Annotated in this window: 15 protein-coding genes; 2 read left to right on the top strand and 13 right to left on the bottom strand. The window is 62.7% G+C overall.

All coding sequences use genetic code 11. The annotated features are described in order from the left end of the window. Window positions 1-3 precede the first annotated feature (3 nt). The 7 genes from M2281_RS27655 to M2281_RS27625 form a co-directional block, all read right to left on the bottom strand. Complete coding sequence (locus M2281_RS27655; protein WP_280824421.1) at window positions 4-711, bottom strand: ABC transporter permease; 708 nt, start codon at window positions 709-711, stop codon at window positions 4-6. Between the two features lie 113 nt (window positions 712-824). Then, window positions 825-1,622, bottom strand: a complete 798-nt coding sequence (locus M2281_RS27650) for a transporter substrate-binding domain-containing protein (protein WP_280824420.1) — start codon at window positions 1,620-1,622, stop codon at window positions 825-827. Window positions 1,623-1,694: 72 nt separating this feature from the next. Next, window positions 1,695-3,656: a DUF2817 domain-containing protein gene (locus tag M2281_RS27645; RefSeq protein WP_280824419.1), complete on the bottom strand. Its 1,962-nt coding sequence runs from the start codon at window positions 3,654-3,656 to the stop codon at window positions 1,695-1,697. Further along, complete coding sequence (locus M2281_RS27640; protein WP_280824418.1) at window positions 3,649-3,807, bottom strand: hypothetical protein; 159 nt, start codon at window positions 3,805-3,807, stop codon at window positions 3,649-3,651. The genes M2281_RS27645 and M2281_RS27640 overlap by 8 nt, the downstream gene beginning before the upstream one ends. Beyond that, window positions 3,804-4,931, bottom strand: coding sequence for a histidinol-phosphate transaminase (hisC, locus tag M2281_RS27635; protein WP_280824417.1), 1,128 nt, complete (start codon window positions 4,929-4,931; stop codon window positions 3,804-3,806). Before hisC ends, M2281_RS27640 begins: the two co-directional genes overlap by 4 nt. Window positions 4,932-4,986: 55 nt before the next feature. Further along, window positions 4,987-6,102, bottom strand: coding sequence for a 2Fe-2S iron-sulfur cluster-binding protein (locus M2281_RS27630; RefSeq protein WP_280824416.1), 1,116 nt, complete (start codon window positions 6,100-6,102; stop codon window positions 4,987-4,989). Beyond that, entirely contained in the window at window positions 6,099-7,139 is a 1,041-nt protein-coding gene (locus tag M2281_RS27625; protein ID WP_280824415.1) for an aromatic ring-hydroxylating dioxygenase subunit alpha, read from the bottom strand. The genes M2281_RS27630 and M2281_RS27625 overlap by 4 nt, the downstream gene beginning before the upstream one ends. 123 nt (window positions 7,140-7,262) lie before the next feature. On the opposite strand from M2281_RS27625, the gene M2281_RS27620 reads away from it, so the two are divergent. Beyond that, on the top strand, window positions 7,263-8,183 hold the full coding sequence (locus M2281_RS27620) for a LysR substrate-binding domain-containing protein (protein WP_280824414.1): 921 nt from the start codon (window positions 7,263-7,265) through the stop codon (window positions 8,181-8,183). Between the two features lie 24 nt (window positions 8,184-8,207). Here M2281_RS27620 and M2281_RS27615 read toward each other — a convergent pair whose 3' ends face one another. The 6 genes from M2281_RS27615 to M2281_RS27590 all read right to left on the bottom strand — a co-directional run bounded on the left by M2281_RS27615 (window position 8,208) and on the right by M2281_RS27590 (window position 13,925). After that, the gene (locus tag M2281_RS27615; RefSeq protein ID WP_280824413.1) at window positions 8,208-8,591 is read right to left on the bottom strand and encodes a cytochrome C oxidase subunit IV family protein; all 384 of its coding nucleotides are present in this window, start codon (window positions 8,589-8,591) and stop codon (window positions 8,208-8,210) included. 9 nt (window positions 8,592-8,600) lie between these two features. After that, window positions 8,601-9,323, bottom strand: coding sequence for a heme-copper oxidase subunit III family protein (locus M2281_RS27610; protein ID WP_280824412.1), 723 nt, complete (start codon window positions 9,321-9,323; stop codon window positions 8,601-8,603). Between the two features lie 13 nt (window positions 9,324-9,336). Then, a complete protein-coding gene (locus M2281_RS27605; RefSeq protein ID WP_280824411.1) occupies window positions 9,337-10,041 on the bottom strand; it encodes a cytochrome c oxidase subunit 3 in 705 nt (234 codons plus the stop codon). Further along, entirely contained in the window at window positions 10,038-11,810 is a 1,773-nt protein-coding gene (locus M2281_RS27600) for a cbb3-type cytochrome c oxidase subunit I (protein WP_280824410.1), read from the bottom strand. The genes M2281_RS27605 and M2281_RS27600 overlap by 4 nt, the downstream gene beginning before the upstream one ends. Before the next feature lie 60 nt (window positions 11,811-11,870). Beyond that, entirely contained in the window at window positions 11,871-12,731 is an 861-nt protein-coding gene (locus tag M2281_RS27595) for a cytochrome c oxidase subunit II (protein ID WP_280824409.1), read from the bottom strand. Between the two features lie 255 nt (window positions 12,732-12,986). Then, entirely contained in the window at window positions 12,987-13,925 is a 939-nt protein-coding gene (locus M2281_RS27590) for a LysR substrate-binding domain-containing protein (protein ID WP_280824408.1), read from the bottom strand. Between the two features lie 121 nt (window positions 13,926-14,046). Between M2281_RS27590 and M2281_RS27585 the strand changes: the two genes are divergently transcribed. Further along, on the top strand, window positions 14,047-15,846 hold the full coding sequence (locus M2281_RS27585) for an adenine deaminase (RefSeq protein WP_280824407.1): 1,800 nt from the start codon (window positions 14,047-14,049) through the stop codon (window positions 15,844-15,846). Window positions 15,847-15,867 lie beyond the last annotated feature (21 nt).

Genomic DNA, 15,867 nt, shown 5'->3' with positions numbered 1-15,867 from the left:
GGGCTACTTCCTTGAACGGAGCCTGAGCAGGCGTTCGGCCTGGTCGATGCCGGCTTGGCTGACCAGCGTGATCGCGAGATAGACCACGGCTGCAATGAGATAGAAGATGAACGGATGGCGGGTCGTGTTGGAGCCGACAAACGCTGTCCGCATCAGCTCCTGGAGCCCGACGACCGAGACCAGCGCGGTGTCCTTGATGGTAACCTGCCAGACGTTGTTCATGCCGGGGATGGCGATGCGCAGCATCTGCGGCAGGATGATGCGTCGGAAGATGCGCAAGCCCGGAATGCCGAGCGCGCGTGCAGCCTCGATGTGCCCGCGCGGAACCGCAGCGAGGGCACCGCGCACCACCTCTGTGGAATAGGCGCCGGAAATAGCGCCGATGGCGATTACGGCGATCACGAAGGCATAGCCGCTTTCGGCGAACCCCGCGTAGCCAAAGGCCGTCGCTACCCTGGTGACGAACTCGACCGAGCTGAAGAACAAGAGATAGATGATGAGAAGCTCCGGCACGCCGCGCACAACGGCGGTATAGCCGTCCACCAGATAGGTCAGCGGGCGGACGCGACCCCATTTGATGAGACCGCAGACGACGCCGACGACGAAGCCGCCCAGCATGCTGGCGACGGCCACCGCAACGGTGATCGCCGCTCCACGCATGATGGCGCCTACCCAGCCGCCTTCCCATACCTGCAAGAGACCGAATTCCATCGGAACTGCCCAAGTCTGTTTGATGCTTGTGTGGCTTGGGCGGCACGCCGCCGCCCGAAGCCGGTCAGGCGCTCGCCGGCGCGTCCGCGCAGGCGATCGCCCAGGTCAGGTGTTCAGTGGCAGGGAAGAGAAATGTCTGACTTGAACCACTTCTCGCTCGCCTTGCCGATCGAGCCATCGGCAACGAGTTCGCACAGCGCCTTATCGATATCGGCCTTGAGTGCCGTGTTGTCCTGCGCGATGCCGACGCCGATGCCTTCGCCGAGCGACGGATCGAAGGTGCTCTGGATCTTCACATCCACGAGCTGGAAGTTCTGGCCATCCGGCTTGGCGAGGAAGTCCTGCAGCGCCGACAGATCCGCAAAGGCCGTATCGATGCGGCCGGTAGCCAGGTCGATCTGCATCTGGTCGAGAGTGTCGTAGGTTCTGAGGTCAGCGCCGGGCACGCGCTTTTCTAGGAAGTGCGCATGGGTGGTGCCGGCCTGGACGCCGACCTTCTTGCCGTCGAGCGACTTAAGCAGCGTGTCGATGTCCTTGATGCCGACGAGGTCGGAATCCTTGGGTGCCACGAACATGTTGGCCAGTTCAGCGTAACCGACGGAGAAATTGATCTCCTTCTTGCGGTCTGCCGTGATCGACATGCCGGAAATGATGACGTCGAAGCGCTTGGCCTTCAGCGCGGGGATCAGCCCGTCGAAGGCTTGCACCACGAAGTGGCATTTCTTGTCGAGCTTGGCGCAGAGCAGGGCGCCGACATCGGCATCGAAGCCGGTGACGTTGCCTGCGGCGTCGGACATGCTCCAGGGCGGATAGGCTCCCTCGGTGCCGATGGAGAGTTCGCCTTCCGCAGCGAGCGAGCCGCTGACGCCTGCGGCGAGGAAGGCGAGCAGCGAAAATACCTTTAGTTTCATTTATATGTTCCCCTTTGTTGAACTTTATTGGTTTGCATCGGGCCATTGGCCCGTTTGCTTCTTGGCTGCGCCTCACAACGTCCTTGCCAGGAACTGACGCAGACGTTCGGACCGTGGATTGGCGAACATCTCCGCAGGCGCTCCCTCCTCCTCCACCTTGCCGCGGTGCAGGAAGAGGATCTTGTGGGACACCTCGCGCGCGAACTGCATTTCGTGCGTCACGAGGATCATGGTGTTGCCTTCCTCCGCGAGCTGGCGGATGACGCGCAGCACTTCGCCCACGAGTTCGGGATCGAGGGCCGATGTCGGCTCGTCGAGCAAAATGACCTTCGGCCGCATGGCGAGCGTGCGGGCGATGGCCGCGCGCTGCTGCTGGCCGCCTGACAACTGGCCCGGATATTGGCCGTGTTTCTCGGAAAGCCCGACCTTCTTCAGCAGAGCGTGGGCGCGGTCGACCGCCTCGTCGCGGTGCTCCTTGAGCACATGCACCGGCGCTTCGATGATGTTTTCAAGCACGGTCATGTGCGGCCAGAGATTGAAGCTCTGGAACACCATGCCGACGCGGGCGCGAATGCGCTCGACCTGGCGCATGTCGGCCGGCAGCGCACCGCCGTCCGGGGTTCGTTTCATCCTAATCTCTTCGCCGTCGACGATGATGCGCCCGTCGTTCGGCTGTTCGAGCAGGTTTATGCAGCGCAGGAATGTGCTTTTGCCTGAACCGGACGAGCCGATCATGGACACGACCTCACCGGCACTCGCCGACAGGCCGACCCCGCTCAGCACTTCAAGCTGGCCGAAACGCTTGTGCAGATCGACAACTTCGATGGCCGGGATCGACCGCGTCGGTGCCGGTTCGGCTTGGACGATCGGTGCGACCGGCACATCCCGCTGCGCTGGCTGTTTCCCGTCCGTCGCTGCGTCGACCGCCTTGAGGTCGCTCAGCGCCCGGTCGAAATAGCGCAGGCTGGTCGCCAGGCAATTCCATTGCCAGTCCGGGTCCTCAGGTATGAAGGCCGCGCGCAAAGTCGCCTTGATGCGCTGGCCGAGCGCGGAGTCGACCTTGCCGTATAGATGCAGCCAGTTGTCTGCCTGCACGGCGTCCATGACGGCGGTGCCGTCGAGCGTGCCGCATTCGATCACCAAAGGCAGGACGTGCGCGTTGGGCATCGCCTTGCGGACCGCCGCCGAGACGTAGCCGGTAGCGGTGGCGGCAATTCCGGTATCGGTGGTGGCGTCCGTGCCGGTGAGCACGACCGAAAGGGCGGGGCCGAAGATCGACTGGCCCCAGGCCAGCCCCGGGTGCTCGCTTTCGCCGACCGAAAGCAGTGCCGGATAGCCGTAGGGCCCGGCTCCCGTATGAAGGTCGAAGACGACGACATGGCGGGCGTGTCCGGCAAAGCTCTCGAGGATTGCGTGCAGCGTACGGTTCGACCACACAGGCCCGGAACCGCCGTAGAACAGCCCGTCCGGAAACTCATATTGGCCGGCCTCGACGATCGGTGCCAGCCCGGCATGACCGCCGAGCTTCCGTTTGGCTTCGGCGAATGTCTCGTCGGCCTTGATGCGGACCGGGCCTTCCCATTCGCGGCAGACAAGCGCCTCGTGCAGGCTCGCATATTTCTCGTTTTTCGGCGTGCCGGCCTGCCAGTCGACGAAATTGCGGTTGAGGTCGACATTGTCCTCGTTGACCCGCCGCGACCACGCCGTCCCCCAGGGATTGATGAGGTGGATCGCGAGGACCGCGGTGTCCTCCGGCAGTCGACAAGGCGTGTTCTCTTCGAGCCAGGCCGTTTGGCAGGCTGAACCGAACTGGCCCTCGACGCCGTGGGTGCCAGAGACAAGCACCATCAGCTTGGGTGCGTTGCGGCGACCGATGAAGGCGACGTCGGTGGCGAGGACTTCGCCGGCCGGGCCATGGAGCGGATGTACATATTCGGTCAGTTCCGCGCCGGCCCTCTCGGCGGCATTGCGAAACCTTTGCCTGAGCTCGGCAAAGCCCACGGAGTAGGACCGGGGGGCGGACACGTCACGCATGGGCTTCGGCTCCGCGCTGGTTGCGGTCGTCGGCAGGCAGTGAAGCAAGGGCCGACACCTTTCCCGATTTCGTGGATGCGTTGAGGGCACACAACGCCCGCAGCAGCGAGGCGTGATCGTGCAGGGAAAAGGCGCGCAGTGTGCGTTTCATCGGGGTGTCACCCTCCTGAGCGCAAAGATCAGGCGGTCGTTCTCGGCGGGCGTTCCGATGGTCACACGCAGGTATCGCTCGTTTCCGCTCTCGCGCCACGCTTTGACGATGATTCCCTCCTGCAGGAGCTTGGCTGCAAGGGCGGAGCTGTCCCCGCCGCAATCGAAGAACAGGAAGTTGGTCTGGGAGGGGGCGACCTTGAAGCCAAGCGCTTCGAGGGCCGCTGCGACTCGCCCGCGCTCGGTCCGCAGCCGGGCCACCGATGCCTGCATCCATGCCTCATCGCCGAGGGCGGCGAGGGCCGCCGCCTGGGCGGCGGCATTGACGTTGAAGGGCGTCTTGGCGGCGGCGATCACCCGCGCCAGCTCGGGATGCGAGCAGACGGCATAGCCGACGCGCAGACCGGCGAGTCCATAGGCCTTGGAGAAGGTGCGCAGCAAGGCGAAGGCAATGCCGCTTGAGCGCAACACCTCCAGCCCGTTCGGGCAGCTGGCATCGGCGAACTCGAAATAGGCCTCGTCGAGCACGAACAGCGTGCCCGGCCTGACCGCCGCGACCAGCCGCTCCAAGGATGGCCTGTCGAGCGCCGGCCCGACCGGGTTCCACGGCGACGACAGGAAGACGATTTGCGGAGCGGCGGCAATTGCCTTTTCAAGGGCGTCGAGGTCGAAGCCCAGATCTTCCGTCATCGCCACCTTGGTGACCTTCGCACCCTGCGCCAGTGGTTCGATCTCATGCAGGCCGAAGCTCGGGACCACGGTGACGACGGACGATCCCGGCACCAGCATGGCGCGTGATATCGCGGCGATCATTTCCTCGGAGCCGTTGCCGACGACGATGGTGTCGGGTGCCACATCCAGTTTGCGGCCAAGCGCAGCACGCAACGCGGTGCAGGCGGGATCGGCATAGCGCCAAGGCTCCAAGCCGGGCGAGGCGAGGGCAACTAGAATCGCCGGCGAGCAGCCATCAGGGTTTTCGTTGCTGGCGAGGCGGGCGATGTCGTCGCGGCTGGAGATCGACCGCGCGACCGCAATGCTCATGCCGGCATTGTAAGGCGGCAGGGCGGCGACATGCGGATTGAACGCAAGCCCGTGCTTCGAAGCTTCATCGACCGATTTGTCCACGCCAATGCTTCCGTTCTCTGGGTTTCTGCCTGGAGCTCGTGTTGCGTGCAGACCGTCATATGTCCAAGACGATCGGCCCTTGCGGCTTGGAGCAGCACAACAGCACCTCGCCTGGGGCGAGATCGTCGAGCGGCTCTTCGAAATAGGCGACTTCGCCGGCGAGCAGTTTTGACTTGCAGGTGCCGCAGACGCCGGCACGGCAGCTGAATTCGGGCTCGAGACCCTGATCCTCGGCGAAGGCGAGGAGCGACTCTGCTGCCGGATTCCACACGCCCTTGCGGCCGGATTTGCGGAATTCCACCGTCATTGCCCCGTCCAGAACCGCCGCCGGTGCCAGGGGCGGCGTTTGAACCGGCGCTGGCTCGGCCGGCGCTTCCAGCAGGGTCGCCGGACCGAAGAACTCGTAGGAAATGCGCTGTCTCGGAACACCCAACCCGCGCAGTATGCCGTGCACGGCCTGCATGAAAGGCGAAGGGCCGCACAGATAGAAGTCGTAGTCGTCGAGCGGCAGCAAGCTTTGCAGCAACTCGCGCGTGATAACGCCCTCGCTGTGGTGGCATCCGGCGGCTCGATCCGCGTCCGTCGGAAAACGGTAGCAGAAATGCACCGCCATCCCTGGCCGCGATGCTGCCAGCGCCTCGACCTCATCACGTAGTGCGTGCACCTCGCCATTCTCGCAGGCGTGGATGAAGAATACGCGGCGCTGGGTACCTGCGAGCGCATGCAGCATCGAGACAAGCGGCGTCAGTCCGACGCCACCGCTGAGCAGAACGACGGGACGGCTGCTTTGCCGGTCGAGCACGAAGTCGCCGCGCGGCCCTTCAGCCGTAAGCACATCGCCAACCTCGACGTGGTCGTGCAGATGGCAGGAGCTGACGCCGCCGGGCACGTCGGCACGCGGCGCCGCCTCGCGCTTAACCGTGATGCGGTAGCTGCCCTTGCGCTCCGGCGAGCTGGAGACGCTGTAATTCCGCAGAACGAAATCCTTGCCTTCCCGCACCGGAAACCGGAACACGAGAAACTGTCCGGCTTCGAAGGGGCGCCAGCCTTCCGGCTCGACCGGTTCGAGGTGAAAGGACGTGATGATGCTGCTTTCGCGCACCTTCGTCACAACCTTCAGCTCACGAAACCGGCTTTTGCTTGCGCTGGCCGGCGTGGCGAAGGCGTTCATTCGGCGGCCGCCAGCTGCTGTTCTTCGGCTGCAATCAGTTTGGCCAGGCTGCGGCGGAAGCGGAGCGGGCCGACGTCGATCTTCAGGTCGAGATTGGGCGTGCGCATGTTGGCCATGCCCTTCTGCACGGCATTGAGTACGACACGGTCCTCGTCGAAGGCGCCACGCACCGACTTGGCGAACTGGCGCGAGACCTCCTCGTCGTCGGGCGCGAAATTGCGCATCTGGAACCAGTAGTATCTGGTGTGGCTCTCATCGACCGGCGTCATGAAGTTGTAGCTGTCCATGAGGAAGACATCTTTATGGCGGGGCTTGCCTTCGCCGCCGGTGTTGGCCGGCACGAAGATCGCCTTGATGATGGCGGCGCTGGGGTAGCGCACCTCATAGTGCTGCTTGCGGTCGCAATTGCCGGAGAATTTGAGGTAGGGCGCGTAGAACGGAGCGGGCTCGACGTCGATCATCCAGCGCCAGACGGTGACGCCGTCCTCGCCGACCGTGGTTTCGAGCGGGGCTTCCCCGGCCGCAGCATTGCCGAAGGAACTCTGGTGGACCCAGGCCACATGCGATGGGTCGAGCAGATTGTCGGTCATGTAGAGGTAATTGCATTCGAGCAGCATCGACTCGCCGCGATTGACGCCCCAAGCCGGGTCGCCCCAATGCTCGACTTCGAAGATCTTCGCCGGATCTGCCTTCGCGGCGTCGCCCATCCAGATCCAGAGCAGGCCGTAGCGCTCGGCAATTGGATAGCTGCGCACTTGCGCCACATGCGGGATCTTCTCGGCGCCGGGAACGCGGGTGCAAGCGCCGGTGCAGTCGAAGGTCAGCCCATGATAGCCGCACTCGACATTGTCGCCCTTGATGCGGCCCATCGACAGCGGAAGCTTGCGGTGCGGGCAGGCGTCCTCGAGCGCGGCCACGACGCCGTCCGACTTGCGGTAGAGGACGATCTCCTCGCCCAATAGCTTCACGGGCTTCAGCTCGTTTTGGCCGACCTCGTGGTCCCACGCGGCAACGTACCAGCAATTCCTCAGATACATGGCCGCTTCCTCCCTCGAGACCTGGTCTAAGTGGGGAAAGGCTAATGTCGCGGCGGCCGCGCAAAAAGGGCTTGCACCTGCGTTCTATTTTAGAAAAACTAAAGCAAATCAGTTTGGAATGTCATGACGAAATCGCCTCCCTTGCGCGCAATACAAGCTTTCGAGGCTTTCGGCCGGCTTGGCAGCGTGACGGGTGCGGCGGAGGAGCTCGGCGTCTCGCCCGGTGCGGTCAGCCAGCAGATTCGCAAGGCGGAGGAGGCGCTCGGCCTGCAATTGCTGGAGCGGCGCGGTCGGACCGTGAAGCTGACGTCCTGGGGGCGCATGTATCACGCCGACATTTCGGTCGGCTTCGATCATATCAGGGGTGCGCAGGAGGCGCTGGAGCGTGCGCGGTCCGAGGGAGCGCTCACCATTTCGTGCTTGCCTTCGCTCGCCAGCAAATGGCTGGCGCCGCAGCTTTTCGATTGGCAAGCACGCCATACCGGCGCGACCGTACGGCTGATCGGCGCCGAAGTCGAACCGCAACTCGGTGAAGAGCAGGTCGATTTCCGCATCTCCTACGGCACCAAGATCCGCGACTACGCCCACTATACGGAGCTCTTCACGGACTGGGTGGTTCCCGCCTGTTCGCCCGCATTGCTGGAACGGCAGCCGCTGCGCAGGCCCGCCGACATACTGGATCGCCCGCTGCTCGGCATCGAATGGGCGAAAGACCACCGCTCGCCGCCGGCGTGGGCCGAATGGGCGGCAAGCATTGGCGAAAAATACCGCCGGGCGGCAGGGGAGGTGGCCTTCTCGTTGTCGAGCGCGGCCATTGATGCAGCAATCAATGGCCGCGGCTTCGTGCTGGCGCAATTGTCCATGGCGGCTGAAGACATTGCCTCGGGGCGCCTGGTGGTGCCCTTCAACCTGCCGATGCGGCTGCCTTTTCCTTATTTTCTCGCCTGGGATCGCTCGGCGTTGCAAAAGCCGCTGGGGTCGGAGCTTCGCAACTGGATCGTTGCGATCGCCAGCCGCCAGGAAGCGCTCCCGGTTCAGGTTTGACCGGATAACGGCTTTGGCTGGCAGCTATTGCACCGGGCTGAACGACAGAATCCGGGTCAGCCAGGTGTAGTCGGACTCCAGCGCCATGATGACCAGGAAAACCATCATCAGAAGCGGTGGCACCAGAATCGCATAGGCAAGTGCCAACCGCTCCCACGCCATGTGCATGAAGATCGCGACGATCAGTCCGGCCTTCAGCAGCATCAGGGTGACGATCAGCGCCCAGCGCAGATAGCCCTGCAGGTTGAAGTAGTCGACCAGGTAGGAGCAGGTGCTCAATATGAACAGCCAGCCCCAGACGACGAGATAGAGCTTGATCGGATGCTGCTGTTCGTCGGCGTGCGCTGCCGTCGGTGCGTGAGCCACCTGTGCCTGAAGCCCCTGATCTTGCGCCTCTGCCTGTGCCATCGCTCCACCTCACCAAAGATAGAAGAACGCGAAAATGAACACCCAAACCAGATCGACGAAGTGCCAGTAGAGCCCCATGATCTCTACGTTTTCGTAGCGGCCACGACGGCTGGTGAAAAACCCCGGCGTGCCGCGATCGAAGTCGCCGCGCAGCACCTTTCGCGCGATGATCAAAAGGAAGATCACGCCGATGGTGACGTGCGTGCCGTGAAAACCGGTGATCATGAAAAAGGCCGGGCCGAACTGCGCCGCGCCGAACGGGTTTGCCCAGGGCCGAACGCCTTTCATGATCAGCTCGGTCCATTCGAAGGCCTGCATGCCCACGAAGGTCGCCCCGAGGGCTGCGGTTGCAAGCATCAGCGCCGCGGTCTTCCGGCGGTCCTTGCGGTAACCGAAATTGACCGCCATCGCCATCGTGCCGCTCGAGGAGATGAGCACGAAGGTCATGATGGCGATCAGAAGAAGCGGCACGGAATGACCGCCGATATGCAGCGCAAAGATCTCGGCGGTATTCGGCCACGGCACCGTGGTCGACATGCGGACCGTCATATAGCCGAGCAGGAAGCAGCCGAAGATGAAGGTGTCACTGAGCAGGAAGATCCAGATCATGGCCTTCCCCCAGGAGACGTTCTTGAACGCCCGCTGGTCCGACGCCCAGTCGGCGGCTATGCCGCGCAGCCCCGGCGGCCGCGACGCGGTGTGGGGGGCATGTTCAGGCGTTGTGTCGACCATCCCACGTCTCCTTCTAGCTCAGCAGCCGATGGCAAATGTCGATGAAATTGCTCGCCCAGCCCATGAGCACGGCAAACAGTATCAGCCAGATGACGAGCAGGGCGTGCCAGTAGGCCGCGCACAGTTCGGTGGACAGAACGAGCCCCGCGGTCCCTTCGCTTTGCCACGCGCGGATGTTGGTCCGGCCCAGTGCCACCAGCCCTCCAATGACGTGCAGGCCGTGCATCGCCGTCAGCAGATAAAAGAAAGTGACCGCGGCATTTTCGGTGACGAAATAGCCCTGCGCGGCGAGGTCCTGCCATGCCAGCAACTGCCCGGCCAGGAAGGCGATCGAGGTCAGGCCGGCAGTGAGCAGGGCAAGCCGGAGATTGTCGAGCTCGCCTCTATGGGCGGCAACCACCGCGCATTGCATCGCAAAGCTCGCCAGTATCAGCGTGCCGGTGTTGAGCCAAAGCAGGCGCGGCATCGGCGGCGCCTGCCAATCGGCATAGGCCATGCGCATGAGATAGGCGCCGATCAGCAGCGCAAACAATGCACTGACCACGGCGATAAATACGCCGAGCCCGATCTTTGCCGGGTGCGTGTCGGGTGCTTCTGTTTCCGGAAAGGCCGTGACGGGCCCCGCCTCGAGCCAGGGTTTTGACATCAGCCTCTGGCGCGACAACCACCAGCCGACAATGGCGAGTATGGCGGCGAGGAAAATGAGGATCGCGGTCATGCCGGCCCGCCTTGGGTCAGCGGGCGGGGATCGTTCTGCGGAATGAAGTCCTCCGGCGCGCCGGGCACGCTGTAGTCATAGGCCCAGCGATAGACAACCGGCAGCTCCTTGCCAAAATTGCCATGCGGCGGAGGCGTGCCTGCCGTCTGCCATTCAAGCGTCGTCGCCCGCCAGGGGTTGTCGCCGGCCTCCTTGCCGTAGCGCAGGCTCCAGAAGAGGTTGAACAGGAACACCAGTTGCGCGGCGCCGACCACCAGCGCGGCCACGGTGATGAACTCGTTCAGCGTGTACACCGACGGCGGAATGAAGGCCGTGTCGCCAAGCTCGGGATAGCGGCGTGGAATGCCGATCAGGCCGATGTAGTGCATTGGGAAGAAGATCAGGTAGGTGCCGATAAATGTGACCCAGAAGTGTATCCGGCCGAGCGTCTCATTGAGCATTCGGCCGGTGATCTTCGGATACCAGTGATAGATCGCCCCGAAAACGACCAGGACCGGTCCGACGCCCATCACCATGTGGAAATGCGCCACCACGAACATCGTATCCGACAGCGGCACGTCGACCACGACATTGCCCAGGAACAGGCCGCTCAGCCCGCCATTGACGAAGGTGACGATGAAGGCGAGGGCAAACAGCATCGGCAAGGTCAGGTGGATGTTGCCCCGCCACAGCGTGAGAACCCAGTTGTAGACCTTGATCGCCGTAGGCACCGCGATGATCAGCGTGGTGGTGGCGAAGAAGAAGCCGAAATAGGGGTACATGCCGCTGACATACATGTGGTGCGCCCAGACGACGAAGCTGAGCGCGCCGATGATGATGATCGCCCACACCATCATGCGGTAGCCGAAGATGTTCTTGCGCGCATGGGTGGCAATGAGGTCGGAAACGATGCCGAAAGCGGGCAGCGCGACGATGTAGACTTCTGGATGCCCGAAGAACCAGAACAGGTGCTGCCAGAGCAGCGGGCTGCCGCCGTTATGGTCCAGCGGCGTGCCCATGTCGACGACCGCGGGCATGAAGAAGCTCGAGCCTATCAGCCGGTCGAACAGCATCATGACGCAGGCCACGAACAGGGCCGGGAAGGCGAGCAGCGCCATGACGGTCGCGGTGAAGATGCCCCACACCGTCAGCGGCAGGCGCATCAATGTCATGCCGCGCGTGCGCCCCTGCAGCACGGTCACCACATAGTTGAGCCCGCCCATGGTGAAGCCTATGATGAACAGGATCAGCGAAATCAGCATCAATATGATGCCCCAGCTTTGCCCGCCCGGCGTGCCCGAGGTGATGGCCTGCGGTGGATAGAGCGTCCAGCCCGCACCGGTAGGTCCGCCGGGAGCGAAGAAGCTGCCGACCAGAACCAGCACCGCCAGCAGATAGATCCAGTAGCTCAGCATGTTGACATAGGGGAACACCATGTCGCGCGCGCCGACCATCAGCGGGATCAGGTAGTTGCCGAAGCCGCCGAGGAACAGCGCGGTGAGCAGGTAGATGACCATGATCATGCCGTGCATGGTCATGAACTGGTAATAGGCGTCAGGCGTGATGAAGGAGAAAGTGTCCGGAAAACCGAGCTTGAGCCGCATCAGCCAGGACAGGACAAGCGCGACAAAGCCGATGGCCATGGCCGTGCTGGCGTACTGTATCGCTATGACCTTCGCGTCCTGCGAGAATACGTATTTCGTCCACCAGCTGTGAGGATGGTAGAGTTCGACCTCGGCCACTTCTGCGGGCGGGATGAACTCTGCTTCCTGAGGCGTGACATCGGTCATTGAACACCTCTTCGTTGTCGCGATCCTGCTTCCGGCGCGGCCGCCTCTCGGCCGACACGGCTAGTTCGCCTTTGCCGCCACCTCGTTTGTCGATCCTGCCGGGTGCTCGAGCGCCCCGGTCTTCTGCGCGGCGGCGGTCATCTGGGCAAAGGTTTGCTGTTGTTGCAGCCATGCCTGGTAGTCCTGCTCGGTATCTACCTTCACGACACCGCGCATGAAGGCGTGGCCGACACCGCAAAGCTTGGCGCACAGCACTTCGAATGTTCCGGTCCTGGTCGGCGTAAACCAGAAATGGGTGACCATGCCGGGCACCAGGTCCATGCGGGCGCGGAACTCCGGCACGTAGAAATCATGCAGAACGTCGATCGAGCGCATCACCATATTGACCGGCTTGCCGATCGGCAGATGCAGGTCTGCTGCGATAACGATGATGTTGTTCTTGTTGTCTGGGTCGTCGGGATTGATGCCGAGCGGGTTGTCGGCGCTGACCAGACGGGTGTTCGATGTGCCAAGCTTGCCGTCAACGCCCGGCAGGCGGAAGTTCCACTGCCATTGCTGGGCGACGACCTCCACTTCGGTGGCATCCTTGGGGACGGTGATGAAGTGGCTCCAGACGACGAGCCCAGGCGCCAGCAACGCTGCCACGCCAACTGCCGTAACGATCGTCAGCCAGGATTCAAGTTTCCGGTTTTCAGGCGCGTAGTCCGCCTTGGCCCCTTCCTTGTGGCGGAAACGGTAGACGCAATAGGCCATGAACAGCACAACTGCAGTGAAGACAGTTCCGGTGATCCAGAAAGTTATGACAAGAGTATTGTCGATATAGCTCCAGTTGGAAGCTATCGGCGTCGACCACCAGGGGCTCAGCACATGGAAAAGAACTGAGCCAACTACGACCAGAACGAGCACAAGCGCAATGGCCATCCTCGCTTCCTCCGGCGATCCCGGAGACACCGTCCCCGCAGGAAAGCCAGAGGCATTATAGCTTGATATGGCGCGGATGTACTAGAGAAAGAACCGAGCGCGCGTGTGGTAACGCGCTGTCGCCAATATGCCGCAGGCTCTAATAAGATGCCGCGGCCTAGAACATGCCGAGATTTCCTCGGCTGTCATTCAAAAAAGTCACAACGGAGACGGTGCCTCAACATGTCGTGACTGCTGCATTCGACGTAGTTTGTCTTACCCCACCTTCTCCACATAGTACCTTGGAATGCGCTTGTTCTCCCGCCCACGATAGAACTCGACGCAGAACTCCACGAATGCCTTGAAACGGCGGGAAACGTGCCGCCTTCGCGAATAGATGAGGTTGATCGCCGTCTCGGGCGAACGCCATTGCGGCAATACGGGAACCAGGAGATCGCTCTGGCACTCGGTCTCGACGAAGAAGCCGGGGAGATAGGCTACACCTTCGCCGGCCACGGCAAAGTATTTGAGCGTCCAGTAGTCGTTGGCCGTGCAGGTGACGGGGGGCAGGACATCCACCTCCGAGCGTTCGTCTTTTGCGAGATACCAGGATTGCGGCCGGGTCGGCTGGCGGAAGATCAGGCCGCGATGGGTCGCAAGATCGTCAGGCGTCTGCGGCGTGCCGTGGCGGGCCAGATAGGCCGGGCTTGCATAAAGGCCGTATGAGGCCGTTGCCAGCCGCCGGCTGATATAGTCGACGTCCGACGGTTCGCCCCAGTGGAAGATGCCGTCCAGTGCCATTTCCGTGACATCGGTGAAAGGCTGACGCGAAGTCAGGAACATCACGTCGAGCGCAACCTGGGGGTATTGCTGGCGGAAGGCGTAGAGCAGCTCCGACGTGATCGTGGTGCCGAATTCGCCGGTGGAGCCGACGCGCAGCGTGCCCGCAACCTCCTGGCGCATCTCGGCCATCGCGGTCGCGGCGTCGTCGCAGCTTGCCTGGATACGCCTGGCATGGCGCAGCAATTCGGAGCCGGCGTCTGTGACGTGCAGGTTGTGCCCCTCGCGCACGAAGAGCTCGACGCCGAACTCGTCTTCCAGCTGCCTGATCCTGTGGCTCAGCGTGGATTTAGGCAGGCGATGCAGTCGCGCTGCGGCCGAGATGGAGCGCGCGTCGGCAACCTTCACGAAGCAATCGATGACGGAAAGGTCCATGTGGAGAGGCCCTCCATTCGTTCAAGAAGTTGGACGATCTGTCCGACAAATATCCAATTTCGGCCAGTTGTGCAAACGATCCGCAGTCGAAATACTCCCGGCCAAACTAGGGAGACTCTCAGTGACGGATATTCGGGAATTCATTCGTGCGGCATCGGGCAAGGAGGCCAAGGCCACGCTGGCAATCCGCGGCGGGCGGTTGGTGAGTGTCGTATCGGAAGAAATCTATCAGGCCGACATCGCGATCTATGGCGAGCGCATCATCGCGGTGGGCGACATTTCCGACCACATTGGACCTGACACGAAGATCGTCGACGCCACCGGCAAATATCTCGCCCCCGGCATGATCGACGGCCACTTGCATGTCGAATGCTCGAAGCTTTCGCTGACCAGCTTCGCCAAGGCCGTGGTGCCGCTTGGCACTACTTCCATCGTTTCTGGCCTCGACCAGATCATCGTCGTGGGCGGCCCGGCGGCGGCGCGCGAATTTTTGGACGAAGCCAAGCAGACGCCACTGAAAGTGTTCTGGGGCGCGCCGTGCAAGACGCCCTACACGATGCCGCGTTCGACCGTCGGCCATTATTTCGGCCCCGAAGACCATCTGGCCACGCATCACTGGCCAGAATGCGTCGGCATTTGGGAAACGGTTCGCGAGTTCATCCAGGAAGAGGACGCGGACGTGCTCAAGGCGCTGGAGATCGGCGAGGCGAGCCGCCTGCCGGTGCTCGGCTGCTGCCCGATGACGCGCGGCGCGCGCCTCAACGGCTACATGCAGTCGGGCGTGCGCGCCGACCATGAAAGCTACACGCCCGAGGAAATGCTGGAGAAGCTGCGCGCCGGCATGCATGTCGTGGTGCGCGAATCTTCCATCTCGCACTTCCTCAACGACAATCTGCGCATCGTCACCGAAATGGGCGTGAAGGCGCTGCGCCGCATCAGCTTCTGCACCGACGACGTGGTGGCGAGCGACATCCTTTCGCGTGGTCATCTCGACAACATGGTGCGCATGGCGATCGCCATGGGCATCTCGCCGATGGCGGCGATCCAGATGGCGACCATCAACGGCGCCGAGGCGCTGCGCATTGACCACAAGGTCGGCTCGATCTCGCCCGGCCGCATTGCCGACATCCTGATTGTCGACGACCTGCGTAATTTCGGTATCGAGGCCGTCATCGCCAATGGCGCGGTTGCCGCGCGCGACGGCAAGATGGCGGTGAAACTGACGCCTCCGGCCCGCAGCGAGGGGTTGCTGAAGTCGGTGAAAGTGAAGCCGGTCAGCGCCAACGACATCGTTGTGCCCTACACCGGCAGCGGCGACACCGCCGATGTGCTGGCCATCGCAGTCACGCCGGAAAAGATCTTCGTACGCACGCGCCGCGACGTGAAGCTGCCCGTCAAGGACGGCAAGGTGCTGGCCGATCTCGACCAGAACGTCCAGTACGTCACCGTTGTCGAGCGTTATGGCAAGACGCAGAATCGCCCGGTCGCTTTCACTAGCGGCTTCAGCCTGAAGACGGGCGCTATCGCCAGCTCCACCGCGCCGGACGACAACAACATCATCTGTATTGGCGCCAATCCCGAGGACATGGCCGTCGCCATCAACCACCTCATCGCCAACAATGGCGGCCAGGTGGTGGTGAAGGATGGCAAGGTCATAGAATTCCTGCACCTGCCGATCGGCGGCATCGTCTCCGACATCGACCCGCAGGAGATGGCCGAGCTGGAAACCCGGCTCGACGACGCTGCGCGCACTCTGGGCTGTGATTTGCCGTGGCCGTTCATGTATATGTTCGTGCTGCAGATCACCGCGATTCCAGACTATGCGATCACCGATCTCGGCGTTGTGGACTGCGTCAATCTCAAGATCATCTCGCCGCTTCTCGAGGGGATCGGCGAGGGCAGGGCCGCCGCAGCGGAGTAGGCACCTGTTGCCCAACTCGAT

This window comes from Pseudaminobacter soli (ex Li et al. 2025), assembly GCF_029892515.1.
Classification (GTDB): Bacteria; Pseudomonadota; Alphaproteobacteria; order Rhizobiales; family Rhizobiaceae; genus Pseudaminobacter; species Pseudaminobacter soli_A.
This window is presented reverse-complemented; position numbering and strand designations above follow the sequence as displayed.